Below are 26,510 nucleotides of genomic sequence, written 5' to 3'. Positions count from 1 at the left end.
GCATTCATGACGCAAGTGCCTGTTTGTGCTGGATATTGGCAAAAACCCTACCACGGGCACGGCAAATGCTATGCCAAGGCTATTGCGCGGGCTCGCCCGCGTCAAACGCGACAACCCAAAAACAAGAGGAGAGCCATGATGGAAGTGAACCGGCGGCAGTTCTTCAAACTGAGCGCGGCGCAGATCGGCACCGCCAGCCTGGTGGGCATGGGCTTCAGCCCCAGCCAGGCGCTGGCCGAGGTGCGCCAGTACAAGCTGATGGGCGCCAGGGAGACGCGCAACACCTGTACTTACTGTTCGGTCGGCTGCGGCGTGATCCTGTACAGCCTCGGCGATGGCGCCAGGAACGCCAGGTCGGAGATCTTCCACATCGAGGGCGATCCGGATCACCCGGTCAGCCGCGGCTCGCTGTGCCCGAAAGGCGCCGGCCTGCTCGACTTCATCCATAGCCCGAAACGGCTGCAATACCCGGAAGTGCGCGAGGCCGGCAGCAGCGAGTGGAAACGCATCGGCTGGCACGACGCCATCCACCGCATCGCCCGCCACATGAAGGCCGACCGCGACGCCAATATCGTCGCGAACAACGCCGACGGCGTGCCGGTCAACCGCTGGCTGACCACCGCGATGCTGACCGCCTCCGCCGGCTCCAACGAGACCGGCATCATCACCCAGAAATTCCTGCGCAGCCTCGGCATCATCGCCACCGACGCGCAGGCGCGCGTCTGTCACGGGCCGACAGTGTCGGCGCTGGCGTCCACCTTCGGCCGCGGCGCGATGACCAACAGCTGGGTCGACATCAAGAACGCCGACTTCATCCTGGTGATGGGCGGCAACGCCGCCGAGGCGCACCCGGTCGGCTTCAAGTGGGCGATCGAGGCCAAGAAGACGCGCGGCACCAAGCTGATCGTGGTCGATCCGCGCTACAACCGCACCGCTGCGGTGTCCGACCTCTACCTGCCGATCCGCGCCGGCGCCGACATCCCCTTCCTGGGCGGTGTCATCAACTGGCTGATCGCCAACGACAAGGTCCACTGGGACTACGTGAAGGCCTACACCAACGCCAGCTTCATCGTCGGCGACGGCTTTGCCTTCGAGGACGGCCTGTTCAGCGGCTACGACGAGGCCAAGGGCAAGTACGACCGCACGAGCTGGACTTACGCGCTGGACGAGGCCGGCAACGCCAGAACCGACCCGACGTTGCAACACCCGCGCTGCGTGTGGCAGCTGATGAAGGCGCACTTCGCCCGCTACACGCCGGAAGTGGTCACTAACCTGTGCGGCACGCCGGTGGAGGGCTTCCTCGAAGTCTGTAAACAGCTGGGCGAGACCGCGCGTCCGGACAAGGTCGGCACCATCCTGTACGCGCTGGGCTGGACGCAGCACACCGTCGGCGCGCAGAACATCCGCACCATGGCGATCATCCAGCTGCTGCTGGGCAATATGGGCATGCCCGGCGGCGGCGTGAACGCACTGCGTGGCCACTCCAACATCCAGGGCCTGTCCGACCTCGGCCTGCTGTCGACCAGCCTGCCCGGCTACCTGACGCTGCCCAACGAGAAGGACCACCCCGACTTCGCCAGCTATCTCGCCAAGACCACGCCCAAGCCGCTGCAGCCTGGGCAGATGAACTACTGGGGCAACACGCCGAAGTTCTTCGTCAGCCTGATGAAGTGGCTGTGGGGCGACAACGCGCGCCAGGACAACGACTGGGGTTACCACTGGCTGCCGAAGTGGGACAAGCTGTACGACGTGCTGCACATCGTCGAGCTGATGCACCAGGGCAAGATGAACGGCTTTATCGTGCAGGGCTTCAACCCGCTGGCGTCCTTCCCCGACGCCAATAAGGTCACCGCGGCCTTCTCCAAGCTGAAATACATGGTGATCATCGACCCGATCGCCACCGAGACCTCCACCTTCTGGCAGAACCACGGCGACAGCCACGACGTCGATCCGGCCAGGATCCAGACCGAGGTGTTCCGCCTGCCGTCCACCTGCTTTGCCGAGGAAGACGGCGCCATCGTCAACTCCAGCCGCTGGCTGCAGTGGCACTGGAAAGGCGCCGACGCGCCGGGCGAGGCCAAGGGTGACAACGAGATCATCGGCGAGCTGTTCACCGCGCTGCGCGAGCTGTACCGCAAGGAAGGCGGCAAGGTGGCGGAGCCTATCCTCAACGTGGCGTGGAACTACCGCGACCCGGCGGCACCGTCGCCGGAGGAACTAGCCAAGGAAATGAACGGCAAGGCACTGGCCGACCTGCCGGACCCGAAAGAGCCGGGGAAATTCCTGGCCAGGAAAGGCGAGCAGATCCCCGGCTTTGCCGCGCTGCAAGACGACGGCAGCACCGCGAGTGCCTGCTGGATCTTTGCCGGCTGCTGGACGCAGGCCGGCAACCAGATGGCACGCCGCGACAACAGCGACACCGGCCTTGGCAACACCCCCGGCTGGGCCTGGGCGTGGCCGGCCAACCGCCGCATCCTGTACAACCGCGCCAGCTGCGACCCGGCCGGCCAGCCGTGGGACGCCAAGCGCAAGCTGATCGGCTGGAACGGCGAAAAATGGGCCGGCGCCGACATCCCCGACTTCAAGGCTGACGCCGGCCCGGATAGTGGCATGAACCCGTTCATCATGAACCCGGAAGGCGTGGCGCGGCTGTTCTGCACCGACAAGCTGGCCGACGGCCCCTTCCCCGAGCACTACGAGCCGATGGAAAGCCCGATCGGCACCAACCCGCTGCACCCGAAAGTGGTCAGCAGCCCGGCGGTGCGCATCTTCAAGACCGACCGCGAACGCCTGGGCACCCATCACGACTACCCGTACGTGGGCACCACCTATCGTCTGACCGAACACTTCCAGTTCTGGACCAAGTCGGTACTGCTCAACGCCATCGCGCAGCCGGAGCAGTTCGTCGAGATCGGCGAGGCGCTGGCGCGCGAAAAAGGCATCGTCCAGGGCGACACGGTGAAGGTCAGCTCCAAGCGTGGCTTCATCAAGGCCAAGGCGGTGGTCACCAAGCGGCTGATGGCGCTGAAGGTCAACGGCCAGACCGTGCACCAGATCGGCATCCCGCTGCACTGGGGCTGGGAGGGTGTGGCGCAGAAGGGTTACCTCACCAATGCGCTGCCACCGGCGGTCGGCGACTGCAACACGCAGACCCCGGAGTACAAGTCTTTCCTCGTCAATCTGGAAAAAGCATAAGGAGCGCCGGACATGGCATTGCAATCCCTGGACATTACCCGCCGCTCCGCCAGCCCCACGGCCAGCCCGCAAGCGCGCAAGACCATCGAGATCGCCAAGCTGATCGACGTATCCACCTGTATCGGCTGCAAGGCCTGCCAGGTGGCGTGCTCGGAGTGGAACGACATCCGCGAGGAAGTCGGCCACAACATCGGCGTCTACGACAACCCGACCGACCTTTCCGCCGACGCGTGGACGGTGATGCGCTTCGCCGAGGAAGAGAGCAACGGCAAGCTGGAGTGGCTGATCCGCAAGGACGGCTGCATGCACTGCGCCGACCCCGGCTGCCTGAAGGCCTGTCCGTCGCCGGGCGCCATCATCCAGTACAGCAACGGCATCGTCGATTTCCACCAGGAAAACTGCATCGGCTGCGGCTACTGCGTGTCCGGCTGCCCGTTCAACGTGCCGCGCATCAGCCAGAAGGACAACAAGGCCTACAAGTGCACACTGTGCTCCGACCGCGTGGCGGTGGGCCAGGAGCCGGCCTGCGTCAAGACCTGTCCCACCGGCGCCATCCAGTTCGGCTCCAAGGAGGACATGAAGGTGGTGGCGGAGCAGCGCGTGAGCGACCTGAAAACCCGCGGCTATGACAACGCCGGCCTGTACGACCCGCAGGGCGTCGGCGGCACCCACGTGATGTACGTGCTGCACCACGCCGACAAGCCGGAGCAGTACTCCGGGCTGCCGAAAGACCCGCAGATCAGCCCCACCGTGCAGCTGTGGAAAGGCTGGCTCAAGCCGCTGGCCACCATCGGCATCGCCGCCGCCGGCCTGTTCGGCTTCTTCCACTACATCACCGTCGGCCCCAACCGCGCCGACGACGAGGACGACAGCCAGGCTGCGGCCAACGTTGGCCGCAAGGAGAAAGAGGAGGACAAGGCATGAAACCGCAACTGATCCAGCGCTACTCGGCCCCGGAACGCATCAACCACTGGGTGGTCGCCGTCTGCTTCATCCTGCTGGCGCTGTCCGGGCTGGCGTTTTTCTACCCGGCCTTCTTCTGGCTCACCGGCGTGTTCGGCACGCCGCAGCTGGCGCGCATCATCCACCCCTTTGTCGGCGTGCTGATGTTCGTCGCCTTTGCGCGGCAGTTCTTCCGCTACTGGCACCACAACCTGCTGACGCGTGACGACATCCAGTGGATGAAGTCGGTGAAAACGGTGATGCAGGGCCACGAGGTCGGCGACACCGGCAAGTACAACGGTGGCCAGAAAGGCATGTTCTGGATGATGTGCGCCTGCATGCTGGTGCTGCTGGCGTCCGGCGTCATCGCCTGGCGCCCCTACTTCGCCATCCACTTGCCGATTCCGCTGATCCGCGTCGCGCTGTTGGCGCACGCCTGCGCCGCCATCGCGCTGATCGCCAGCATCATCGTGCACGTGTACGCCGCGTTCTGGGTGAAAGGCACTATCCGCGCAATGGTGGAAGGCGTGGTTACCCACGCCTGGGCCAAGAAGCACCACCCGCGCTGGTACCGCGAAGTGACGGGCAAACAGAAATGAGCGGCCACTGCCCGTTGCCGCAGGCGATCGACGCGCTGCCGGCCAGCCGCCACCTGCCGGTGCTGCGGCTGGCAGGGACTGCGGCCAACCTTGCCGAGGACCAGCTGATCGAGGAAGTGCCGGTGGCGATGGTGTACAACGGCGTGTCGCACGCGGTGCTGCTGGCCACGCCCTGCGACCTGGCCGACTTCGCGCTCGGCTTTTCGCTGAGCGAGCACATCCTGCACGCCCCCGGCGAGCTGTACGACTGCGAGATCGTCGCCGGCGAGCACGGTGTCGAGCTGCGGCTGGAGATCGCCAGCGCCCGCTTTGCCGCGCTGAAGCAGCGCCGGCGCAGCATGGCCGGCCGTACCGGCTGCGGCCTCTGTGGCGTCGACAGCCTGGACGCGGTGGCGCAGAGCATCGCGCCGCTATCGCTGCGGCCAACCTTGCGCGCCGCCGCGGTCGCCCGCGCGGTGGCGGAGCTGCCGCACTGGCAGCCGTGGCACCACGCCACCGGGGCCGCCCACGGCGCCGCCTTCTGCAGTGCCGACGGCGACATCCTGCTGGCGCGCGAGGACGTCGGCCGCCACAACGCGCTGGACAAGCTGATCGGCGCGCTGCGCCGGCAGCGGATCGACACAGGCGACGGCTTCGTGCTGGTTTCCAGCCGCGCCAGCTACGAAATGGTGCAAAAGACCGCCAGCGCCGGCATCGCCGCGCTGGTGGCGGTATCGGCACCGACCGCCTACGCCGTGACGCTGGCCGAATCCTGCGGCCTGCTGCTGGCCGGCTTTGCCCGCCCCGGGCGGCTGGTGGCCTACAGCCAGCTGCCGCGCCTGATCTGCCCCGAATTGACGAGACCCCACCATGACCCAGTTTCTTGATACTGCCGGCCCGACGCTGCGCCTGGCCGGCATGACCGTGTTCAGCCGCCGCGCCGAGCGCCTGACAACGTTGGCCGCAGACCACCCGATGCGTGACTTCCTGCTGTTCTGTGCCGCGCTGGCGCGCGCCCAGCACGCCTGCCTGGCCACCCGGGTGGAGCACGCGGTGGCCGACAGTGCCAGCCTGCGCCAGTTGCTGACGCTGCTGCAGCGCCACCTCGACGTCGAGCTGCCGCCGGACAGCCACGGTGCGCTGCTGTGCCTGCTGGCGCTGGACGATGCCGTGCTGCAGGCGCTGGCCGACGCGCTGCGCCACGGCCGGTACGACGCGCACAGCCCGCTGGCCGCCGCCTGGCCCTTGCTCGGCGCCGCCCTGCAGGTACAGGCCACCATCGTCGTGCGGCAGCAGGATGTCGCCGCGCTGCCGACCGGCGAGTCTGCATGCTGCCCGGCCTGCGGCGGCCTGCCGGTGGCGTCCGTGCTGCGCCGTGGCGACAGCGGCCACGCCGTGCGCCATGTCTGCTGTTCGCTGTGCGCCAGCGAATGGCACGTCAGCCGCGTCAAGTGCGTCGCCTGCGGCAACACCCGCCAGCTGCAGTACCGCAGCCTCGCCAGCCGTGACGCCGCCGCGCCGCAGCCGGACCGCAAGCAGCCGCACGCCCATCGCGGCACGCAGGAGCTGGAGTGCTGCGACAGTTGTCACGGCGCGCTGAAGGTGGTGTCGCGCCTGCAGGATGGCAACGCCGACGCCTTTGCCGACGACGTGGCGTCGCTGGCGCTGGACCTGCTCGCCGGCGACGCCGGCTACGGCCGCATCGGCTTCAATCCCTACTTCCTGCCGGCCCAGGACTGAGCCCGGCAAGCACGCCGTTTCACCACGCGCTGTAAGCTGCGGCGCCCTGCCACGACCAAGTGTCAGGGCGCCTCCTAGTTCTTACGGTCTAGCCGCGATAATGCTTTGTGTGGCTGGCAGGCTGTTTGCTAGTGAGTAGAATGAGACATACCCCCCATTTAACGGAAGGACGCCGCATGTTGTCAGACCGTTTCGGCCGCACCATCGACTACCTGCGTATTTCAGTCACCGATCGCTGCGACCTGCGCTGTACCTATTGCATCCCCAAAGGCTTCAAGGGCTTTGAGGAACCGAGCAACTGGCTGACCTTCGACGAGATCACCCGTGTGGTGGCCGCATTCAGCCGCCTGGGCACCCGCCGCTTCCGCCTCACCGGCGGCGAGCCGCTGCTGCGCCGCAACCTGCCGGCGCTGGCCGCCAGCCTGTCGGCGCTGGACGGCGTCGACGACCTGTCGCTGACCACCAACGCCACCCAGCTCAGCCTTCAGGCGCAGGCACTGCGCGCCGCCGGCGTCAACCGCATCAATGTCAGCCTCGATTCGCTGCGCGACGACTGCGTCAGCCGCATCACCGGCAGCGACTGCCTGGACAAGGTGCTGTCCGGCCTCGCCAGCGCCAGCCAGGTCGGTTTCGACAGCATCAAGATCAACATGGTGCCGATGCAGGGCGTCAACGACGGCGACATCGAAGCCATGGTCGCGTTCTGCATCGAGCACGGCTTCATCCTGCGCCTGATCGAGGCGATGCCGATGGGCAGCACCGGCCAGCACACCGCCGGCCTCGACCTGCAAAAGCTGCTGGCACAACTGCAGCCGCGCTTTGGCCTGCTGCCGTCGGACAAGCCGCTGGGCGGCGGCCCGGCCCGCTACTGGCGCACGCCGGACGGCCGCTTCACCCTCGGCCTGATCACCCCGATCTCGCAGCACTTCTGTGCCAGCTGCAACCGCGTGCGACTGTCGGTGGATGGCACGCTGTACATGTGCCTGGGTCAGGAAGAACGTTTCGAGCTGCGCCCGCTGCTGCGTGCCGGCTGTAGCGACGCCGAGCTGGAGGCCGCCATCCGCGACGCCATCGAGCTGAAACCGGAAAAGCACGAATTTCTCGAGCAACCGACGCGCATCGTGCGCTTCATGTCGATGACCGGAGGCTGACATGCCACTGGCCGACCCGCTGCTGGAAGGTTTCCGCCGTTTCCAGCAGCAGTACTTCTCTCCCGATAACGACCTGTTCGCCGCGCTGCGCCACGGCCAGCACCCGGTCACGCTGGTGATCGCCTGTTGCGATTCGCGCGTGCACCCGCCGGCACTGATGGGTAGCCAGCCCGGCGAGATGTTCGTGATCCGCAACGTCGCCAACCTGGTGCCGCCCTGTTCGCCGGACAACCAGCACGCCAGCGTCGCCGCGGCGCTGGAATTCGCGGTGCTCAACCTGCAGGTGGCGCGCATCATCGTGATGGGCCATGCCGGTTGCGGGGGCATTCGTGCACTAATGCAGCGCAGCACGCCCCAGGACAGTGCACTGACCCGCTGGCTGGACATCGCCGCCCCGGCGCGCGAGCTGGTCTATCGCCACCACGCGGCCGAGGACGAGGCCACCCGCCTGCGTCGTTGCGAGCAGGCCGGCATCCTGGTGTCGCTCAACAACCTGCTGACCTACCCGTGGCTGGCCGACAAGGTGAAAGCCGGCGAAGTCGCCCTCGACGGCTGGTATTTCGATCTCAACGACGGCACGTTGTGGGGGCTGGACGCACCGTCCAACCAGTTCGTGCCGCTGGTCTGCCCGCTCGGCCAGCAATAAATCCCGTTCCTCGCATGCGATATGGCGCCCTCGTGGCGCCATTTTTTGCATCTGCCGCTGGAATCAAGGACCTCTCGGATCGCCATCGGCCCCGGTCTTGATCGTGATGCAATCACCACCGGCACGTTATCCAGGGCGCATCTGGCACAAGCCAGGCAGCAAGTCACCGCCAACGCCCGGCATTGGGACAGGCGGTCAACCGGCGCCTGCAAAGTATTGCGGCCAACCTTGCACAAGGTTGGCCGCAATGCTTTGCGGACTGACTGCACTTGCCTACTGGCCGAGACTGGCCAGCGACTGCGGATCGTTGAGATTGCTGAAGGCGCGGGTATCGTCGAAGTTGACGATGCGGCAATCCAGCAGCGCGAGAAAGCCGCGCAGGCTGCGGCTACCGCTAGCCAGATAGTCCGGCAGCCGCGCCAGCGCGCTGCGGCGCAGCAGCGCGCACACCGGCTGCGGCCCGTTGATGGTGTAGGGACAGCAGGCGTCGGCGCGACGCTCTGCCTGCAGGATGGCCAGCTGCCGCGCCACCAGATCGGCCGGCAGCAAGGGTGCGTCGCACGGCACCAGCTGCACGTAGTCGATGCCGTCCGGCAGCTTGTCCGCCAGGGTGGCGACCCCAGCCAGCGGCCCCATGCCCTGCCAGGCCGCCGCGTCGGCAAACACGTCGTGGCCGCTGGCCGCGTAGTCGTCCGGATGACGGTTGGCGCTGATCGCCAGCCAGCCGGCCTGCGGCGCCAGCCGTGCCAGCACGTGGCGATACAAGGGTTGGCCGCACCACGGCAGCAGCCCCTTGTCCTGACCGCCCATGCGCCGGCCCTCACCCCCGGCCAGCAGCAGCACCGCGACGTGATCAGTCATGCCAGCGCTCGCATGCCGCGTCGTCGCTGGCCTTGGCCTCGACCCAGCGGCTGCTGCCGTCGACAAAATCCTCGCGCTTCCAGAATGGGGCCTGCGTTTTCAGATAGTCCATCAGGTATTCGGCGGCGGCAAAGGCGCCGGCACGGTGGCCGGCGGCGACGATCACCAGCACGATGGGCTCGCCCGGCGCCAGCGCCCCGACGCGATGGATGACGCGGCAGGCGCTCAGCGGCCAGCGCGCGGCGGCCTGCTCGGCGATGCGGCGGATCTCGGCCTCGGTCACGCTGGGGTAGTGTTCGAGAAACAGCGCCGCCAGCGGCACGGCCTCGTCGTGGGCGCGCACCATGCCCTGGAAGGCCACCAGCGCCCCGGCGTCGCCGGCGTGCGCGCGCAGCGCCAGCTCTTCGGCGCCAAGGTCGAAGGTGGCGGTTTGGACGGTAATGTCGCAGTACATGTCAGCCCCCGGTCACGGGCGGCAGGATGCCGACCTCGGCGCCGTCCGGAATCGCCGCGTCGCCGCGCACGATCTGCTGGTTGACCACCAGGCGGAACACCTTGCCCGGCGCCAGCGCCTGCGACCAGTCCTCGCCGCGGCCGCGCAGCAGGTCCAGCAAGGTGGCGGCGGTGCCGCCGTCCCAGGCCAGCGTTTCCGTGCTGCAGCCCAGCGTGTCCTTGAGGACACCAAAATACAGTAGCGTGATGCTCATGCAGAATCCTTCAGCCAGTTGGCAATAAAATCGGCAATCGCGGCGTGGTCGTCCAGCGGCAATTGCGGCAAATCGGTTTCGGCGGCGCAGTCGCTGGCCAGCGCGATCACGAACGGGTCGTCCGGGTACAGCCACGGCTTGGCGCAGGCGGTGCGGTGCACCTCGATGCGCGGCACCGGCAGTGTTTTCTGGCCCTCCAGCAGCACCAGGTCGACTGCGGCCAACCTTGACAGCTGCTGCTCCAGCGTCAACGCTTGCGGCGTCTCGGCAAACAGGCCGAAGCGGTTGGGCGACACCACCATCACCTCGTGCGCGCCGCTGGCGCGGTGGCGCTGGCTGTCCTTGCCGGCCACGTCCAGCTCGATGTCGTGGTGGCTGTGCTTGATCACCGACACCGTCAGCCCGCGCGCGGCCAGTCGCGGCAACAGCGCGCCGATCAGCGTGGTTTTGCCACTGCCGGACCAGCCGGCAATGCCCAGCACTTTTTGCATACCCTCTCCCTTTGGTGGATTGTGGTCTACGCCATACGGCGCTATCGTTCAACCAGACTCCACTCCCGATGATCCAGATGAATCCGCTTACCCACTTCAATGCCGCCGGCCAGGCCCACATGGTCGACGTCGGCGACAAGCCGGAAACCCGCCGCGTGGCGGTGGCCACCGGTCATATCACCATGCTGCCGGCCACCTTCGCGCTGCTGCAGGGCGGCAACGCCAAGAAGGGCGACGTCATCAGCATCGCCCGCCTGGCCGCCATTCAGGGTACCAAGCAAACCGCGAACCTGATTCCGCTGTGCCACCCGCTGGCGCTGACCCGCGTCAACGTCGATTTTAGCGTGGATGAGGCGCTGTCGCGGGTGGACATTTTCGTCACCAGCGAGACCGTGGGCCGTACCGGCGTGGAAATGGAAGCGCTCAGCGGCGTGATGGCCGGCCTGCTCACCGTCTACGACATGCTGAAGGCGGTAGACCGCGGCATGCAGATCGACGGCGTGCGCCTGCTGGAAAAACAGGGCGGCAAGAGCGGCCACTGGCAAGCCGACAGCGACGATTCTGCGCCGCGCGCTCCCTGCTGACCATACGCCGGACGACCTAAGCCATGCCCCTGCCCGCCCCACCCTCCGTACGCAGCCTGTCCAGCAAGCTGCTGATCCTGACCATCGTCTGGCTGGTGCTGGCGATGACCTCCATCGGCTACACCCTGGTGCTGTCGTGGAAACTGGAAGGCGGCGCCGCCGCCATCAACGACGCCGGCAGCCTGCGCATGCGCAGCTACCGCGTCGCGCTACTGGTCAGCGAAGGTGCCGCCCCGGACCAGGTCCAGCAGGAAGCCGCCCTGTTCAACGACACCATGGCACGACTGCGCAAGGGCGACCCGGCGCGGCCGCTGTTCCTGCCCGACAACGCCGAAGTGCGCTCGCAGGCGGCGGAAATCGCCAACTACTGGCAGCACCAGATGCTGCCGAAACTGGAACAGGCGCAGCGCGACCCGCGGCGCAATACCAGCCGCGTCGACCTGGGCGCCTTCGTCAACCGCATCGACAAGCTGGTGCGGCTGGTGGAAGAGGACAACGCGCGCAATACCACGCTGCTGCGCTTCTTCCAGATGACGCTGATGGCGATGGCCATCATCGGCGCCATCACCATGATGTACCTGATGTTCCTGCTGATCATCCGCCCGCTGAACGAGCTGGGCGACGCCATCGTGCAGGTGCGCGACGGCGAGCTGGCGACCCGGGTGCCGGTGGTCGGCAACGACGAATTCGCCGTCCTGTCCGCCGGCTTCAACCAGATGGCCGGCCGCCTGCAGGAGCTGTACGCGACGCTGGAAGACAAGGTGCGTGACAAGACGCGCTCGCTGGACGAGAAAAACCGCCAGCTGACCACGCTGTACGGCGTCACCGCCTACCTGCACGAATCGCACGACCTCAACACCATGTGCAAGGGCTTCATCGAGCGCCTGATCCAGCTGACCAATGCCGACGCCGCCAGCGTGCGCATCGTCGACAGCAAGCGCGGCAAGCTGGAACCGGTGGCGCAGATCGGTCTGCCGGACGGCATGATCCACACCCACGACTGCGCCCACATCGACAGCTGCTACTGCGGCGCCGCCGTCGAGCAGCCCAGCTCGGTGATCCGCCTGTTCCGCGAGCTGCCGCAAAAGGAGCAGAAGCACTGCGAGCGCGCCGGTTTCCGCAGCGTGTCGATCTTCCACATCCGCGTCAACCAGCAGAATGTCGGCATCTTCACCCTCTATTTCCGCGACGACACCCGCCTCAGCGCGCAGGAGCAGTTCCTGATCGAGACGCTGGGCAGCCACCTCGGCGTCGCCATCGAGAACCTGCGTCTCGCCGCCCGCGACCGCCAGTTTGCGGTATCGGAAGAGCGCAACCTGATGGCGCAGGGCCTGCACGACAGCATCGCGCAGTCGCTGTCCTTCCTCAACCTGCAGGTGCAGATGCTGGAAAGCGCGCTCGGCGATACCCAGGACGAGCAGGCGCGCGAGAACCTGGCTTTCATCAAGACCGGGGTGCAGGAGTGCTACGAGGACGTGCGCGAGCTGCTGCTCAACTTCCGCACCCGCATCAGCAAGGAAGACTTCCCCGACGCGGTCAACACCCTGCTCAAGCGCTTCGAGCAGCAGGCACGGGTGCTGACCCAGTACCAGCTGCGCGGCAACGGCCTGCCGCTGAACCCGGAACAGCAGCTGCAGGTGATCTTCATCCTGCAGGAGGCGCTGTCCAACGTGCGCAAGCACGCGCAGGCGCACCGCGTCGACATCGACATCGACAACCACGACGACTTCGTGATGCGCATCAGCGACGACGGCTGCGGCTTTGACGCCGCGGTGCTGGCCGCGCGCCAGGCACGCCACGTCGGCATGTCCATCATGCAAGAGCGGGCATCGCGCATCAACGCCCGCATCCAGATCGAAAACCGGGAGGGCGGCGGCACCACCGTCACCCTCACCCTGCCGCACACAGAAAGACAAGCCGCATGAGTACTGCCATCCGTATCCTACTGGTCGACGACCACACCCTGTTCCGCAGCGGCCTCAAGGCGCTGCTGCAACGCCAGCCGGATTTCGAGGTCATCGGCGAGGCCGCCGACGGGCTGGAAGGCGTCAAGCTGGCCGAACAGCTCAAGCCCGACGTGGTGCTGCTGGACCTGGACATGCCGGTGATGCACGGCCGCGACGCGCTGTCGCAGATCCTGGTCACCCAGCCGCAGCTGGCGGTGCTGATGCTGACCGTGTCCGAGGACGGCGAAGACCTCGCCGAGTGCATGAAGAGCGGCGCGCGCGGCTATCTGCTGAAGAACATCAACGCCGACTTCCTGCTCAGCAGTATCCGCCGCGCGGTGGACGGCGACAGCGTGCTGTCGCCGGAGATGACCGCCAAGCTGGTGGCGCGTCTGCGCGCGCCGGCCGCCGAACCGCGCAACCAGGAACTGGACAGCCTGACGCCGCGCGAGCGCGAAACGCTCAGCTACCTCGCCTCCGGTGCCAGCAACAAGGAAATCGCCCGCGCGCTGGACCTGGCGGAAAGCACCATCAAGGTGCACGTACAGAACATCCTGCGCAAGCTGAGCCTGAGCAGCCGGGTGCAGGCGGCGGTGTACGCGGTGGAGCACGGCCTGGACAAGGCCTGAGAACCTGCTCAATGTCTGCTGCGCTTCGGCGATACCGCGTTGAAAACGGCTTCGGAATGCTCATTGACCCATGTCAACTCCGCTTCCTCAGCCGTTCTCGCCTTGTCTCGCCCTAGCTCGCGAGACTTTGAACCGGTTTTGAGACGATGCGTCATGACAAGGGGCTTGCGCGGCCCCTTGTTCCGCGCTAACGTTATCCCGTTTTTGAATAGCGAAAGAATAGCGATGAGCGAATTGCTGCACCCGTTCGCCGGCAAGGGCACCGGCCAGCGCATCGCGCTGTTGCGCGCCATCCGCGAGCACGGCTCGATCAGCGCCGCCGCGCGCCAGTGCCAGCTCAGCTACAAGGCGGCGTGGCAGCACATCGACAACATCAACAACCTCAGCCCGCAACCGCTGGTGGCGCGGCTGACCGGCGGCAAGGGCGGCGGCGGCACGCGGCTGACCGCGCTGGGCGAACAGCTGCTGGACGCGTGGGAGAAAACCGGCGTCGCGCTGCAGGCCGGATCCATGCAGGAGCGGCAGACGCTGGCACTGCTGGGCCGGCTGGCGGTGCGCACCTCGGCACGCAACCAGCTGGCCGGCGAAATCAGCCACATCCAGCGCGGCGCGGTCAACGACACCATCACCCTGCGCCTGCCCGGCGGCAGCCAGCTGCAGGCGCAGATCACCCGTGAAAGCTGCGACGAGCTGGCGCTGCACGAAGGCGGCCATGCCATCGCGCTGATCAAGGCGTCGTGGATCACCCTGGCACTGCCGCAGGCGGCGGCGCAGATCGCCATCGCCAACCGCCTGCCGGGCAAGGTTGGCCGCATCACCGCCGGCCTGGTCAACAGCGAGGTGATCGTCACCCTGCCCGGCGGCTACAGCCTGTGCGCGATGGTCGACAACGACAGCCTGGCCAGCCTCGCCATCGCGGTGGACGACGCGGTGTGCGCGCTGTTCTCGTCCCAGAGCGTGATTCTGGGCATACTCGACTGAACGGAAACCTGATGAAACCTACCCTGTTGTCGCTGCTGGCGCTGTGCGCCGCCGCTTTCGCCAACGCCGCGCCGGTACAGGTGGCGGTGGCGGCCAACGTGCAGTACGCGTTTGCCGACATCGCCGCCAGCTTCAGCCGCGACACCGGCATCGCGGTGCAACCGTCGTTCGCCTCCTCCGGCAAAATCGCCACCCAGATCATGAACGGCGCGCCGTTCGAACTGTTCCTGTCCGCCGATAACGAGTTCCCGCAGAAGCTGGCCCAGGCCGGCTTTACGCTGCAGGCGCCCAAGAGCTACGCGCTGGGCGCGCTGGTGCTGTGGTCGAAAGACCCGCAGTTCAACCCCAGACAATGGCAGCAGTGGCTGGCCGCCGGCAGCGGCAAGGTCGCCATCGCCAATCCGCGTACCGCGCCCTACGGCAGCGAGGCGCTGCGGGTGCTGGACTACTACCGGCTGAGCGCCAGCGTCACGCCGCGCCTGGTCAGCGGCGACAACATCGCGCAGGCGGCGCAGTTCGTCGTCAGCGGCGCGGCACAGGCCGGCTTTGTCGCCAAGGCGCTGGTGCTGGCGCCGCAGATGAAGGGCGCGGGTCGCTGGGTGGACATCCCGGCCGCCAGCCACCAGCCCATCGTGCAGGACATGGTGCTGCTGAAACCCGCGGCGGCCAATCCGGACGCGCGCAAGCTGTTCGACTACCTGTCCGGCCCGGCCGCGCGGCAGATCCTGCAGCGCTACGGCTACCGTCTGCCATGAACCGGCTGCCGGCGACCATCCGCGCGCTGCACAGCGCCGACGGCCTGCACCTGCTGGAGCTGACGCTGTGCGGCCAACCTTGCACCGCGTTCGCCAGCGCCGCGCTGCCGCCGTGGCAGGCCGGGCAAGCGGTGGAGGTGCTGTTCCGCGAGCTGGACGTGGCGCTGTCCACCGCGCCGTGCCCGACGCTGAGCATCCGCAACAGCCTGCCGTGCCGCATCGTGGCCATCCGCCACGGCGCGCTGTTCAGCGATGTCACGCTGCACAGCGGCGGTGCCACGCTGCACGCGGTGATTACCCGCCGCTCCTGCGACTCGCTGGCGCTGCATGAGGGCATGACGGTGTACGCGCTGATCAAGTCCAATGCGCTGCAACTGCTGGAGCCGACGCCATGAACGGACTCGACCTCGCCCCGCTGTGGCTGACCCTGCGGCTGGCGGCGACCACCACCCTGCTCCTGCTGCTGCTCGGCCTGCCGCTGGCGGCGTGGCTGGCGCACAGCCGCTCGCGGCTGCGGCCGCTGGTGGACACGCTGGTGGCGATGCCGCTGGTGCTGCCGCCGTCGGTGCTCGGCTTCTACCTGCTGCTGGCGCTGTCGCCGGCCAATGCGCCCGGCGCCTGGCTGCGCGAGCTGTTCGGCGTCAACCTGGTGTTTTCCTTTGCCGGGCTGGTGATCGGCTCGGTGCTGTTCAGCCTGCCGTTCATGGTGCAGCCGGTGGCGGCGGCGCTGAGCGGGTTGCCGCCCAGCCTGCGCGAGGCGGCCTGGACCATGGGCAAATCGCGGCTCGCCACCCTGCTGCGCGTCGAGCTGCCCTGCGTGCGGCCGGCGCTGGTGGCCGGCGTGGTGATGAGCTTTGCCCACACCGTCGGCGAATTCGGCCTGGTGCTGATGATAGGCGGCAACATCCCCGGCGTGACGCGGGTGGCGTCGATCGCGGTCTACAACGAGGTCGAGGCGCTGAACTACCCGGCCGCCCACGCCTACGCCGCCATCCTGTGCGCGTTCTCCTTCGCCGTGGTGTTGTTGGTCAACCTGTTGCGCCGCCGCGCGGAGCGTATCGCATGATCGAATTTTCGCTGCAGAAGACCCGCCACGGCGCCAACGGCCAGCTGCAGCTGGACGTCGCCGCCACGCTGGCCACCGGCAGTTTCACCGTGCTCAGCGGCGCGTCCGGCGCCGGCAAGACCACGCTGCTGCGGCTACTGGCCGGGCTGGAAGCGGCCGATGGCGGCTGGCTGCGGGTGAACGGCGCCGACTGGCTGCACGGTGGCCGCAGCCTGCCGGTGCAGCAGCGCCGCATCGGCATGGTGTTCCAGGATTACGCGCTGTTCCCGCACCTCAGCGTGGCCGACAACATCGCCTTTGGCGCCGCGCGCGGCGATGGCGCCCTGGTGCGGGAGCTGCTGGAAGTGTGCGGACTGGCGGCGCTGGCGCGGCAGCGTCCGGCGCAGCTGTCCGGCGGCCAGAAGCAGCGCGTGGCGCTGGCGCGGGCGCTGGCGATGCGGCCAACCTTGCTGTTGCTGGACGAGCCGCTGTCGGCGCTGGATCACGGCCTGCGCCGCGAGCTGCAGCGGATGTTGCGTGACATGCACCAGCGCTTCGCGCTGACCACGGTGATGGTCAGCCACGACCTGGGCGAGATCTTCGCGGTGGCCGACCAGGTGCTGCAGCTGGAGCACGGCCGCATCGGCGCGCAGGGCACGCCGGCGCAGGTGTTCCTGCAGACGCCGCGCGACAGCAGTCGCGTCGCGCTGCACGGCGAGGTGCTGGCCTGCCAGCCGGCCGACGTGATGTGGCGGGTGACGGTGCTGGTCGCCGGCGAGCTGGTGGAAGTGCTGCTCAGCGCGCAGGACGCCGCCACGCTGAGCGCGGGGCAGCGCATCCGGCTGTCGGCCGGCGCGCTGCAACCGGGCTAACCCCCTCCTCCCATATCGCCAAACGCGATTAGCAATACAGATTTTCTTGGTTTGTTTGCATAAGGGCGCCCGCTACAGTGGGGTCATCACTGCACGCACACAAGGAAACCATCATGTCGTTCTCGTCCCGCCAGATCATCGCCGCCCTGCTGCTGGGCAGCGCCAGCTTCGCCTACGCCGATGTCAGCCTGCTGAATGTGTCCTACGACCCGACGCGCGAGCTGTACCAGGATTTCAACACCGCCTTTGCCAAGCACTGGAAGGCCAAGACCGGTGAAACCGTCACCATCAAGCAGTCGCACGGCGGCTCCGGCAAGCAGGCGCGCGGCGTGATCGACGGCCTGGAGGCCGACGTGGTGACGCTGGCGCTCGCCTACGACGTCGACGCGCTGCACACCGAGGCCAAGCTGATCCCGGCCAACTGGCAGAAACGCCTGCCGAACAACGCGTCACCGTACACCTCCACCATCGTGTTCCTGGTGCGCAAGGGCAACCCGAAGGGCATCAAGGACTGGAACGACCTGACCCGCCCCGGCGTGGAAGTGGTGACGCCGAACCCGAAAACCTCCGGCGGTGCGCGCTGGAACTACCTGGCGGCCTGGGGCTACGCGCTGAAGCAGCCGGGCGGCAACAACGCCAAGGCGCAGGACTTCGTGAAGAAGGTGTTCCAGAACGTGAAGGTGCTGGATTCCGGCGCCCGCGGCTCGCTGGTCAGCTTCACCCAGCGCGGCATCGGTGACGTGCTGCTGTCGTGGGAAAACGAAGCCTACCTCGCCACCAAGGAGTTGGGCCCGGACAAGTTCGACATCGTGACGCCGTCGCTGTCCATCCTGGCCGAACCGCCGGTGAGCGTGGTGGACAAGGTGGTCGACAAGAAGGGCACGCGCAAGGTGGCCGAGGCCTACCTGCAATACCTGTACAGCCCGCAAGGCCAGGAACTGGCCGCGGCCAACTACTACCGTCCGCGTGACGCCAAGGTGGCCGCCAAGTACGCCGACAAGTTCAGCAAGGTGAAGCTGTTCACCATCGACCAGGTGTTCGGCGGCTGGACAAAAGCCCAGAAGACCCACTTCGCCGATGGAGCGATCTTTGACCAGATCATTGCCCGTTGAGCCGGCTGCCGCGCTGAGCACGCTGCTGGTGCTGGCCGACGCCCGCGAGGCGGATGGCCACACCCTGCTGCGGCTCGGGCACCAGCAGAACGCGCTGCTGCTGGCACGGCCGGCCGAGCTGGACGAGTGGCTGCACGGCCACGGCAAGAGCGTGCTGCTGCTGGCCGCCGGCGAACTGTGCCTGCCGGCGCTGACGGTGCTGGCACACCATCCGCAGCGCGCCCTCGGCGCGCTGCTGCTGTCTCCCAGCGGCGACCTGGCCGCCGCCACGCCGCTGCCCTTCCCCAGCCTCACCGTCTGCCACCCGCCGCAGGCGCACTGGCCGCGGCTGACCAGCACCGTCGCCTTTGCCAGTCGCTGGGGCAGCCGGCTGCACACCCTGCGCGGTGAAGGCGACGCCGCGCTCGGCGAACTGCGCCTGTTGCTGCAACAGCTGCGCCGGCAGGTGGAAGGTTGGCCGCAAGGCAACCTGTAGTCCGCCTGCACCCCGGCTCCGGCCGCTGGCTGAGCCCCGTTCTTCCCTTCCCGATCTGCTTCCATTTGCACCCCCTGTGCCGCGGCCGCCGCTCATCGGCTGAGGGCTTGCCTGCTAGCGCGCCCCCCGTTTCGCCACCGGCTTTTTCGCTTAGTGAATAAGCAACGAAGAATTCCTTATTTTCGGAATAAAGCCCTCGGCAATATCCTGTTTGCAGTTATATAAAAACAGGATGCCGCGATGCCTACTACCCATGACGGAGGTGCCCCATGACCAAAGCGCCGACCCTGCCCCGCGTGTTACCCGGCTTCGGCCTGTCGCTGGGCTTTACCTTGACCTATCTGTCGCTGGTGGTGCTGATTCCGCTGGCGGCGGTGTTCATCCGCGCCAGCAGCCTGAGTCTGGAAGCGTTCTGGGACGCCGTGACCGCCCCGCGGGTGCTGGCCTCCTACCGGCTGAGTTTCGGCATGGCGCTGCTGGCCGCCGCCATCAACACCGTGTTCGGCCTGCTGTTGGCGTGGTCGCTGGTGCGCTACCGCTTCCCTGGCAAGAAGCTGGTCGACGCGCTGGTGGACCTGCCGTTCGCGCTGCCCACCGCGGTGGCCGGTATCGCGCTGACCGCGCTGTACGCCGGCAACGGCTGGCTGGGGCAGTACCTGGAGCCGCTGGGCATCAAGGTGGCGTTCGGGCCGCTGGGCGTGCTGGTGGCGCTGGTGTTCATCGGCCTGCCCTTCGTGGTGCGCACGGTGCAGCCGGTGCTGGAAGACCTGGAGACCGAGCTGGAAGAAGCCGCCACCAGCCTCGGTGCGCACCGCTGGCAGACCTTCCGCCACGTGATCCTGCCGGTGCTGCAGCCGGCGCTGATGACCGGTTTCGCGCTGGCATTTGCCCGCGCCGTCGGCGAGTACGGCTCGGTGATCTTCATCGCCGGCAACATCCCGATGGTGTCGGAAATCACCCCGCTGATGATCATCAGCAAGCTGGAGCAGTACGACTACGCCGGCGCCACCGCCATTGCCAGCGTGATGCTGGTGGCGTCGTTCCTGCTGCTGCTGGCGATCAACGGCTTGCAGGCGTGGCAGGCACGCCGTAACGGGAGGAGCGAATAATGGCCGCCATCACTGCCAATCTGTATGCCCAGCACGACCGCGCCGCGCTGCTGGAAAGCCGCCAGGCCACCCGCGAGGCACCGTGGGTCAAGTACACCATCCTCGGCGTGGCGCTGACCTTCTTCGCCGTGTTCCTGCTGCTGCCGCTAGCGGTGGTGTTTGCCGAGGCGCTGGCCAAGGGCTGGGAGACCTATCTCGACGCACTGGTGGAGCCGGATGCGCTGTCGGCGGTGAAGCTGACCCTGCTGGCCGCCGTGATCTCGGTGCCGCTGAACCTGGTGTTCGGCGTGGCGGCGGCGTGGGCGATCACCCGCTTCGATTTCCGCGGCAAGCAGCTCTTGATCACGCTGATCGACCTGCCTTTCTCGGTGTCGCCGGTGGTGGCCGGCCTGATCTACGTGCTGGTGTTCAGCAGCCACGGCTGGATCGGCCCCTGGCTGCTGGAGCACGACATCAAGGTGATCTTCGCGGTGCCGGGCATCGTGCTGGCTACCGTGTTCGTCACTGTGCCCTTCGTCGCCCGCGAGCTGATTCCACTGTTGCAGGCGCAAGGCCGCGAGGAAGAAGAAGCCGCGGTGGTGCTGGGCGCGCGCGGCTGGCAGGTGTTCTGGCACGTGACGCTGCCGAACGTGCGCTGGGCGCTGCTGTACGGCGTGATCCTCAGCAATGCGCGGGCGATGGGCGAATTCGGCGCGGTATCGGTGGTATCCGGCCACATCCGCGGCGAGACCAACACCCTGCCCCTGCACGTGGAGATCCTCTACAACGAGTACCAGTTCGCTGCCGCCTTCGCCGTGGCCAGCCTGCTGGCGCTGCTGGCGCTGGTGACGCTGGCGGTGAAGAGCTGGATCGAATGGCGCGCCGCGCAGGCGCATGACTGATCGCGACAGGCTGGCCGTTGCGGCCAACCTTGCCCCAATTTGAGCTGGCCGCGCGCGACGCGGCCACGGAGAAACAAGATGAGCATCCAGGTACAGAACATCCACAAGGCTTTCGGCGACTTCATCGCCCTCGACAACCTGACGCTGGACTTCCCCAGCGGCGAGCTGGTGGCGCTGCTCGGTCCGTCCGGCTGCGGCAAGACGACGTTGCTAAGGGTCATCGCCGGGCTGGAGCAGGCCGACAGCGGCCGCGTGCTGCTGGACGGTGACGACGCCTCCGATACCCACGTGCGCGAGCGTCAGGTCGGCTTCGTGTTCCAGCACTACGCGCTGTTCCGCCACATGACGGTATTCGACAACGTGGCCTTCGGCCTGCGCATGAAGCCGCGCGGCATCCGCCCGTCCGAGAGCGAAATCAAGCGCAAGGTGCACGAGCTGCTGCAACTGGTGCAGCTGGACTGGCTGGCCGACCGCTTCCCGGCGCAGCTGTCCGGCGGCCAGCGCCAGCGCATCGCGCTGGCCCGAGCGCTGGCGGTGGAGCCGCGCGTGCTGCTCTTGGACGAGCCGTTCGGCGCGCTGGACGCCAAGGTGCGCAAGGAGCTGCGCCGCTGGCTGCGCCGCCTGCACGACGAGCTGCACATCACGTCGATCTTCGTCACCCATGACCAGGAAGAGGCGCTGGAAGTGGCCGACCGCGTGGTGCTGATGAACCACGGCCGCGTGGAGCAGATCGGCAGCCCGGCCGAGGTCTACCAGCAGCCGGCGACGCCCTTCGTGTACGGTTTCCTCGGTGCGGCCAACCGCTTCGAGGGCCGCAGCAGCGCCGGCGGCATCGCCATCGGCAAGGCCACCCTCACCGCCGAGCAGCATGCCCAGCACGGCGAGGTGATCGCCTTCGTGCGTCCGCACGAGCTGGACATCGTGCGCCAGGAGTTCGGCCACGGCATTCCGGCGCGGGTCAGCCGCGTGCTGACGCTGGGCGCGCTGACCCGCGTGGAGCTGGAAGGCCGCGACGACGTGGCCGGCCAGCATTTCGATGTCGAACTGCCCGCCAGCCACCCGCTGGCCGGCAGCCTGATTGCCGGCGAGCCGGTACGCCTGCAACCGCGCAGCGTGCGCGTGTTTGCCAACCCCGAAACGGCAGGTGCGGCATGAACTTCCAGCAACTACGCATCATCCGCGAGACCGTTCGCCAGAACTTCAACCTGACCGAGGTGGCCAACGCGCTGTTCACCTCGCAGTCCGGCGTGTCCAAGCACATCAAGGACCTGGAAGACGAGCTGGGCGTGGAGCTGTTCGTGCGCAAGGGCAAGCGCTTTCTCGGCCTCACCGACCCCGGCAAGGAGCTGCTGACCATCGTCGAGCGCATGCTGCTGGACGCCGGCAACATCAAGCGCCTGGCCGAGCAGTTCAGCCAGCGCGACGAAGGCCAGCTCACCATCGCCACCACCCACACCCAGGCGCGCTATGCGCTGCCCAAGGTGGTGACCGCGTTCAAGAAGGCCTTCCCCAAGGTGCACCTGGTGCTGCACCAGGCCAGCCCGGACGAGCTGGTACGCCTGCTGCTGGCCGGCGAGGCCGACATCGGTATCGCCACCGAGGCGGTGGCCGAGGTGCCGGAACTGGTGTCCTTCCCCTACTACAGCTGGCACCACGCGGTGATCGCGCCGCCGGCGCACCCGCTGCACCAGCAGGCATTGACGCTGGAGACGCTGGCCGAGTACCCGATCGTCACCTACCACCAGGGCTTTACCGGCCGCGCGCAGATCGACCGCGCCTTCGCCGACGCCGCGCTGGCGCCGGACATCGTGATGGCGGCACTGGACGCCGACGTGATCAAGACCTACGTCGAGCTGGAACTGGGCGTCGGCATCATCGCCTCGATGGCGGTGGACCCGCAGCGCGATACGCAGGTCAAGGTGGTGGAAGGCGCGCCGCTGTTCGGCCACCAGACCACCCGCGTCGCCATCCGTCGCGGCCACTACCTGCGCAGCTACGCCTACCGCTTCATCGAGCTGTGCTCGGCGGCGCTGGACGAGGACACCGTGCGCCGGGCACTGTCACCGGTGGCACAGGACTAGCGACCGTCCGTACCTCGCGCCCAAAACAATGCGGCCAACCTTGTAAAGGTTGGCCGCATTGTCATTGCCGGGCGGGAAACGCGGCTCAGGCTTGCGAGGTGTGCTTGAAGCGGTCGACCTGCGCCACCAGTTCGGTCGCGGTCTGGTTCAGCTGCGCCGACAGTGCCGCCGCCTCGTCGACGATCAGCGCATTGTCTTCGGCCAGCGAGGCGATGCGGCTGATGTTGACGGCGACTTCGTTGCTGGCCGAGGCCTGCTGCTGCATCGCGGCGGCGGTGTCCTGGCTCTTGGCCGCGGTCTGGTTGGCCTCGTCGTGAATGCCGTCGAGATCCTGCAGGGTAGCCTGCACCAGGTCCAGCCCGCTTTCCATGCGCGTGCGCGCGGTGCGCATCTGGCCGGCGGCGTTGGCGGTCTCGTTGGTGATCACCTCGATCAGCTGGGTGATTTCCACCGTTTCCTTGCCGGTACGTTCCGCCAGCTTGCGCACCTCGTCGGCGACCACGGCGAAGCCGCGGCCCATTTCTCCGGCGCGGGCGGCCTCGATCGCCGCGTTCAGCGCCAGCAGGTTGGTCTGGTCGGCGATGTCGCGGATCGCGGTGATGATCTGGCGGATGCTCTGCGACTTGTCGGCCAGGCTGACGATCACCTCGCCGGCGCTGTCCAGCGAGCCGGCGGTGTGCTGCATCGCCTGGGTGGTCTCCTGCATCCGCTCGCGGCCGGCGTTGACGCCCTGCTGCATCTGCTGCGCCACGGCCAGGTTGTCGTGGGTGTTGTCGCGCACCGAGGCGATGCCGACGGTCATTTCCTCGACCGCCGCCGCGATCTGGGTCGACGATTCGCTTTGCGCTTCCGCGGCGGAGGCGGCGCGGGCCGACACCGTCTGCAGCGCCTCGGCGGCGCTCATCAGGCTGTGGGCATTGCTCTTCACCACCTTCAGGGTGCCGGCAAAGGCATCGACCAGCTCGTCGAAGGCACGCCCCATGCGCGCGATCTCGTCGTCGCCTTCCAGCTTCGCGCGTGGCGCCAGGTCCAGATTGTGGCTCATGCTGGTCATCAGCTGCTCCAGGCGCATCACCGGCTTGCGGATGCTGCGGTACACCGCCAGGCCGCCGATCAGCAGCAGCAGCGACAGCGCCAGGGTGCCGCCGAGGGTGATCATCAGGCTCTGCCAGGCTTCGTCGATATTCCGTGCCACCACGTCATCCAGCTGCTGCAGCAGCTTTTCCTGCGCGGTTTTCAGCTGGGCGATCTGCGCCGAGGTGGCGGCAAACCACTGTTCCGGCGTCACGCTAGCCGGCGTGCCCGGCTCGGCGCCGTAGATGCTGCTGCGCAGCTGTTTCAGGGTGGCGGCGGCATCGGACTGCAGGAAGGGCTGCAACGACTGCGCCAGTTCCGGCGGGGCTAGCAGCAGCAGCTGTCCGGCGCAGGCGTCCTGGCGTGCCTGCAGGCCGATGGCCTGGCCGAGGCTGGCCTGGGTCAGGCCGCCGCCGGCCAGCGCGCCGTTGACGAAGCCGCGCTCGCGGCCGGCGTATTCCTTGGTGCACAGCAGGTTGGACAAGGCGGTGCTGAAGCGGATGACGTCGCCCTCGTCGGAGGCGGTGGCGAGGCTGGAAACCAGTGCGATCTGCGCCTCGATCTGCTGGCTGTAGGCGGCAAAGGCGGCCGGCGCCGCCAGGCTGCGGCCGTCGATGGCGCCACGCTGGCCCAGCAGGCCGCGCACGCCGCCGGCCACGGTGGTGACGCGCTGTTTGACCTCGCCTTCCGGCAGTGTCGTTGCAGTGCTTTCCAGTGCCTTCAGCGCGGTGTCGGCCTTGGTGCGCGCCTCGGTCAGCGTGGCGGGCAGTGCACCCTGCCCGTTCAGGTAGCCGTTGCTCAGGCCGCGCTCGGCCTGCAGCGTGTCCACCAGCGTCGAAGCCAGCGTCGAGACCGAGACCAGGTGTTTGGCTTGCTGCATGTCGCCGAGGAAGCTGTAGCGCTGCAACGACAGCGTCGAGGCCAAGAAGAAGGTCATCAGACCGAACGGCAGCACAAGCAGGATCAGCTTGTGACCAATACTGAGGCGGGAAAGCATGGCGTGGACTCCGGTGGGTAGAGAAATCTTGTCAGGCGCGCGTACACCGTTGCGACCCGGTCATGTCTTATTTTGGATAAGCACCAAGCATAGTGCATCGACGATTGATTGTGCAGTCGACATGCTGCACTGCAATCACAGGGTCGGCTTGATTCGCCGTCAGTATTACAGTGCGCTGCAACATCCGCGTTGATTAAGCACAAAAAAGGCCTGATTGCGAAATCAGGCCTTTTTTCAACAACCATGCTTGTTAATGACGCGGCCGTACCAGCTGCCAGGTGCGGCCGAGGTAGCTCACGGCACCAAAACCGCTCCACACGTGCACCAGACGGGTGAACGGGAAGATCACGAACAGGCTCATGCCCATGAACAGGTGCGCCTTGAACATCGGCGACACGCCGGCGACAAAGGTGGCGGCATCGCCACGGAAGGTGATGATGTGCTGTGCCCAGGTCATCAGCAGCACCATTTCATGACCGTCCAGATGACCGGCGGAGACGAAGATGGTCCCCAGGCCGAGCAGCAGGGTGGCCAGGATCCACAGCAGCACCAGCTTGTCGCGCCAGGTGGTGTTGGCCGTCAGGCGGTCGTTGGAGAAGCGGCGGTGCAGCAGCAGCAGCACGCCGATCAGGCACAGCGTGCCCATGATGCCGCCGGCGGTCATCGCGAACACCTGCTTGAAGCTGTGCGTCACGCCCAGCGCGTCCCACACCGCCACCGGGGTCAAGAGACCCACGGCGTGGCCGAAGAACAGGCCGATGATGCCGAGGTGGAACAGGATGTTGCCCAGGCGCAGGCTGCCGCGATGCAAGAGCTGGCTGGATTCGCTCTTCCAGCTGTATTGCTCGCGCTCGAAGCGCATCAGGCTGCCGAGCAGGAAAATGGCCAGCGCGATGTAGGGATAGATCCCGAAAACGAATTGATGCAAGTAGTCCATGTCTTTCTCCTTGCGGCCAACGGGCGGGCGCCAGCGCCCACCCGGACCGTCAGCGGATTAATGGCAGGCGGCCGGGCCGCTACCCTTGGGATAGAAATTGACCGGGGCGATGTGCGGCAGCGTCGGCTTCAGCAGCGGCTCGACACCATCGGCACCGGGGCCGAAGGTTTCCAGCGCTTCGTCCATGTCGCGGATCGGCGGCACCGACAGCGGCTCCGGTGCTACCGGCGACAGCGAGACCAGCGCCTGCAGCACGCCGGCGTAGTCGCTGCCGCTCTCCACCAGCCGGCCGGCGACGTGGGCCAGTACGTGCACCGCGTCACCCAGCAGGCGATTGGCTTCGTCGGCCTCGCACAGCGACAGGAATTCCAGGAACAGCGGCACGTAGTCGGGCAGCTCTTCGCTGACCGGCTCAAAGCCGTGCGCCTTGTATTCCTCGATCAGGTCCACCATCGCCTGACCGCGGGCGCGGTCCTCGCCGTGGATGTGCTCGAACAGGTGCAGCGAGTGCGACGGGTTGCGGTCGAAGATCTGCACGTAGTCCTGCTGCACCTCGATCAGCTCGCCTGCGGCCAACCTTTGCAGCAGCGGCTCGACCACGGCCACCAAGGTGGCGTCGTCGGCCAGCACCGCGCGGATTTCCGGCAGCGCGGCGATCAGGTCGGGCTGCGGGTACCCCAGCAGCGCCGCCAGCGCACGATAAATCATCGGGTTGTGCATG

At 67.2% G+C, this 26,510-nt stretch carries 28 protein-coding genes; 21 read left to right on the top strand and 7 right to left on the bottom strand.

Going from position 1 to position 26,510, the window contains the following annotated elements; all coding sequences use genetic code 11:
- Window positions 1-138 precede the first annotated feature (138 nt).
- The 7 genes from fdnG (at window position 139) to IE100_RS07635 (ending at window position 8,252) form a co-directional block, all read left to right on the top strand.
- Window positions 139-3,195 carry a formate dehydrogenase-N subunit alpha gene (fdnG, locus tag IE100_RS07665; RefSeq protein ID WP_189373689.1) on the top strand — a complete coding sequence of 1,019 codons (3,057 nt, stop codon included), beginning with the start codon at window positions 139-141 and terminating at the stop codon, window positions 3,193-3,195.
- Window positions 3,196-3,207: 12 nt separating this feature from the next.
- Entirely contained in the window at window positions 3,208-4,119 is a 912-nt protein-coding gene (gene fdxH / locus IE100_RS07660) for a formate dehydrogenase subunit beta (RefSeq protein ID WP_189373518.1), read from the top strand.
- Window positions 4,116-4,736, top strand: coding sequence for a formate dehydrogenase subunit gamma (locus tag IE100_RS07655; protein WP_189373517.1), 621 nt, complete (start codon window positions 4,116-4,118; stop codon window positions 4,734-4,736). Before fdxH ends, IE100_RS07655 begins: the two co-directional genes overlap by 4 nt.
- Complete coding sequence (gene fdhD, locus IE100_RS07650; RefSeq protein ID WP_189373516.1) at window positions 4,733-5,602, top strand: formate dehydrogenase accessory sulfurtransferase FdhD; 870 nt, start codon at window positions 4,733-4,735, stop codon at window positions 5,600-5,602. The genes IE100_RS07655 and fdhD overlap by 4 nt, the downstream gene beginning before the upstream one ends.
- Window positions 5,586-6,455, top strand: a complete 870-nt coding sequence (gene fdhE / locus IE100_RS07645) for a formate dehydrogenase accessory protein FdhE domain-containing protein (protein ID WP_189373515.1) — start codon at window positions 5,586-5,588, stop codon at window positions 6,453-6,455. Before fdhD ends, fdhE begins: the two co-directional genes overlap by 17 nt.
- A gap of 176 nt (window positions 6,456-6,631) precedes the next feature.
- Entirely contained in the window at window positions 6,632-7,606 is a 975-nt protein-coding gene (moaA, locus tag IE100_RS07640; protein ID WP_189373514.1) for a GTP 3',8-cyclase MoaA, read from the top strand.
- 1 nt (window position 7,607) lies between these two features.
- Window positions 7,608-8,252, top strand: a complete 645-nt coding sequence (locus IE100_RS07635; RefSeq protein WP_120809921.1) for a carbonic anhydrase — start codon at window positions 7,608-7,610, stop codon at window positions 8,250-8,252.
- A 273-nt stretch (window positions 8,253-8,525) separates the two neighbouring features.
- Here the strand turns inward: IE100_RS07635 and mobA are convergent, their stop codons facing one another.
- Genes mobA through mobB form a run of 4 tightly spaced genes read right to left on the bottom strand, consistent with a single transcriptional unit; the run spans window position 8,526 to window position 10,311 of the window.
- Entirely contained in the window at window positions 8,526-9,113 is a 588-nt protein-coding gene (gene mobA, locus IE100_RS07630; protein WP_189373513.1) for a molybdenum cofactor guanylyltransferase MobA, read from the bottom strand.
- The gene (locus tag IE100_RS07625) at window positions 9,106-9,567 is read right to left on the bottom strand and encodes a molybdenum cofactor biosynthesis protein MoaE (protein ID WP_189373512.1); all 462 of its coding nucleotides are present in this window, start codon (window positions 9,565-9,567) and stop codon (window positions 9,106-9,108) included. Before IE100_RS07625 ends, mobA begins: the two co-directional genes overlap by 8 nt.
- Before the next feature lies 1 nt (window position 9,568).
- Window positions 9,569-9,820 carry a MoaD/ThiS family protein gene (locus IE100_RS07620; RefSeq protein WP_189373511.1) on the bottom strand — a complete coding sequence of 84 codons (252 nt, stop codon included), beginning with the start codon at window positions 9,818-9,820 and terminating at the stop codon, window positions 9,569-9,571.
- The gene (mobB, locus tag IE100_RS07615; RefSeq protein WP_189373510.1) at window positions 9,817-10,311 is read right to left on the bottom strand and encodes a molybdopterin-guanine dinucleotide biosynthesis protein B; all 495 of its coding nucleotides are present in this window, start codon (window positions 10,309-10,311) and stop codon (window positions 9,817-9,819) included. Before mobB ends, IE100_RS07620 begins: the two co-directional genes overlap by 4 nt.
- A gap of 77 nt (window positions 10,312-10,388) precedes the next feature.
- Between mobB and moaC the strand changes: the two genes are divergently transcribed.
- The 14 genes from moaC to IE100_RS07545 all read left to right on the top strand — a co-directional run bounded on the left by moaC (window position 10,389) and on the right by IE100_RS07545 (window position 22,781).
- Entirely contained in the window at window positions 10,389-10,895 is a 507-nt protein-coding gene (gene moaC / locus IE100_RS07610) for a cyclic pyranopterin monophosphate synthase MoaC (RefSeq protein ID WP_189373509.1), read from the top strand.
- Between the two features lie 23 nt (window positions 10,896-10,918).
- Window positions 10,919-12,820, top strand: a complete 1,902-nt coding sequence (locus tag IE100_RS07605) for a type IV pili methyl-accepting chemotaxis transducer N-terminal domain-containing protein (protein WP_189373508.1) — start codon at window positions 10,919-10,921, stop codon at window positions 12,818-12,820.
- Window positions 12,817-13,470, top strand: a complete 654-nt coding sequence (locus tag IE100_RS07600; RefSeq protein WP_189373507.1) for a response regulator — start codon at window positions 12,817-12,819, stop codon at window positions 13,468-13,470. The genes IE100_RS07605 and IE100_RS07600 overlap by 4 nt, the downstream gene beginning before the upstream one ends.
- Window positions 13,471-13,695: 225 nt before the next feature.
- Window positions 13,696-14,451 carry a TOBE domain-containing protein gene (locus IE100_RS07595; RefSeq protein ID WP_189373506.1) on the top strand — a complete coding sequence of 252 codons (756 nt, stop codon included), beginning with the start codon at window positions 13,696-13,698 and terminating at the stop codon, window positions 14,449-14,451.
- 11 nt (window positions 14,452-14,462) lie between these two features.
- Complete coding sequence (gene modA / locus IE100_RS07590; protein WP_189373505.1) at window positions 14,463-15,206, top strand: molybdate ABC transporter substrate-binding protein; 744 nt, start codon at window positions 14,463-14,465, stop codon at window positions 15,204-15,206.
- A complete protein-coding gene (locus IE100_RS07585; RefSeq protein ID WP_189373504.1) occupies window positions 15,203-15,601 on the top strand; it encodes a TOBE domain-containing protein in 399 nt (132 codons plus the stop codon). The genes modA and IE100_RS07585 overlap by 4 nt, the downstream gene beginning before the upstream one ends.
- Window positions 15,598-16,272, top strand: coding sequence for a molybdate ABC transporter permease subunit (gene modB / locus IE100_RS07580; RefSeq protein ID WP_189373503.1), 675 nt, complete (start codon window positions 15,598-15,600; stop codon window positions 16,270-16,272). Before IE100_RS07585 ends, modB begins: the two co-directional genes overlap by 4 nt.
- Window positions 16,269-17,123, top strand: coding sequence for an ABC transporter ATP-binding protein (locus IE100_RS07575; RefSeq protein WP_189373502.1), 855 nt, complete (start codon window positions 16,269-16,271; stop codon window positions 17,121-17,123). Before modB ends, IE100_RS07575 begins: the two co-directional genes overlap by 4 nt.
- A gap of 113 nt (window positions 17,124-17,236) precedes the next feature.
- On the top strand, window positions 17,237-18,235 hold the full coding sequence (locus IE100_RS07570) for a sulfate ABC transporter substrate-binding protein (RefSeq protein WP_229800276.1): 999 nt from the start codon (window positions 17,237-17,239) through the stop codon (window positions 18,233-18,235).
- Window positions 18,213-18,710: a hypothetical protein gene (locus tag IE100_RS07565; protein ID WP_189373501.1), complete on the top strand. Its 498-nt coding sequence runs from the start codon at window positions 18,213-18,215 to the stop codon at window positions 18,708-18,710. Before IE100_RS07570 ends, IE100_RS07565 begins: the two co-directional genes overlap by 23 nt.
- A gap of 269 nt (window positions 18,711-18,979) precedes the next feature.
- A complete protein-coding gene (gene cysT / locus IE100_RS07560) occupies window positions 18,980-19,819 on the top strand; it encodes a sulfate ABC transporter permease subunit CysT (RefSeq protein ID WP_189373500.1) in 840 nt (279 codons plus the stop codon).
- A complete protein-coding gene (gene cysW / locus IE100_RS07555) occupies window positions 19,819-20,700 on the top strand; it encodes a sulfate ABC transporter permease subunit CysW (protein WP_189373499.1) in 882 nt (293 codons plus the stop codon). The genes cysT and cysW overlap by 1 nt, the downstream gene beginning before the upstream one ends.
- A 78-nt stretch (window positions 20,701-20,778) precedes the next feature.
- Window positions 20,779-21,855, top strand: a complete 1,077-nt coding sequence (locus tag IE100_RS07550) for a sulfate/molybdate ABC transporter ATP-binding protein (RefSeq protein WP_189373498.1) — start codon at window positions 20,779-20,781, stop codon at window positions 21,853-21,855.
- On the top strand, window positions 21,852-22,781 hold the full coding sequence (locus IE100_RS07545; RefSeq protein WP_189373497.1) for a CysB family HTH-type transcriptional regulator: 930 nt from the start codon (window positions 21,852-21,854) through the stop codon (window positions 22,779-22,781). The genes IE100_RS07550 and IE100_RS07545 overlap by 4 nt, the downstream gene beginning before the upstream one ends.
- A gap of 85 nt (window positions 22,782-22,866) precedes the next feature.
- Here IE100_RS07545 and IE100_RS07540 read toward each other — a convergent pair whose 3' ends face one another.
- From IE100_RS07540 to narJ, 3 genes are all read right to left on the bottom strand, one after another.
- On the bottom strand, window positions 22,867-24,852 hold the full coding sequence (locus IE100_RS07540) for a methyl-accepting chemotaxis protein (RefSeq protein WP_189373496.1): 1,986 nt from the start codon (window positions 24,850-24,852) through the stop codon (window positions 22,867-22,869).
- Window positions 24,853-25,102: 250 nt separating this feature from the next.
- The gene (gene narI, locus IE100_RS07535) at window positions 25,103-25,789 is read right to left on the bottom strand and encodes a respiratory nitrate reductase subunit gamma (RefSeq protein ID WP_189373495.1); all 687 of its coding nucleotides are present in this window, start codon (window positions 25,787-25,789) and stop codon (window positions 25,103-25,105) included.
- Between the two features lie 57 nt (window positions 25,790-25,846).
- Window positions 25,847-26,509: a nitrate reductase molybdenum cofactor assembly chaperone gene (gene narJ / locus IE100_RS07530; protein WP_189373494.1), complete on the bottom strand. Its 663-nt coding sequence runs from the start codon at window positions 26,507-26,509 to the stop codon at window positions 25,847-25,849.
- Window position 26,510 lies beyond the last annotated feature (1 nt).

This window comes from Vogesella alkaliphila (genome assembly GCF_014652475.1).
GTDB lineage: Bacteria > Pseudomonadota > Gammaproteobacteria > Burkholderiales > Chromobacteriaceae > Vogesella > Vogesella alkaliphila.
Note: the sequence above shows the minus strand (reverse complement) of the source record. Positions and strands in the feature narration are given on the sequence as shown.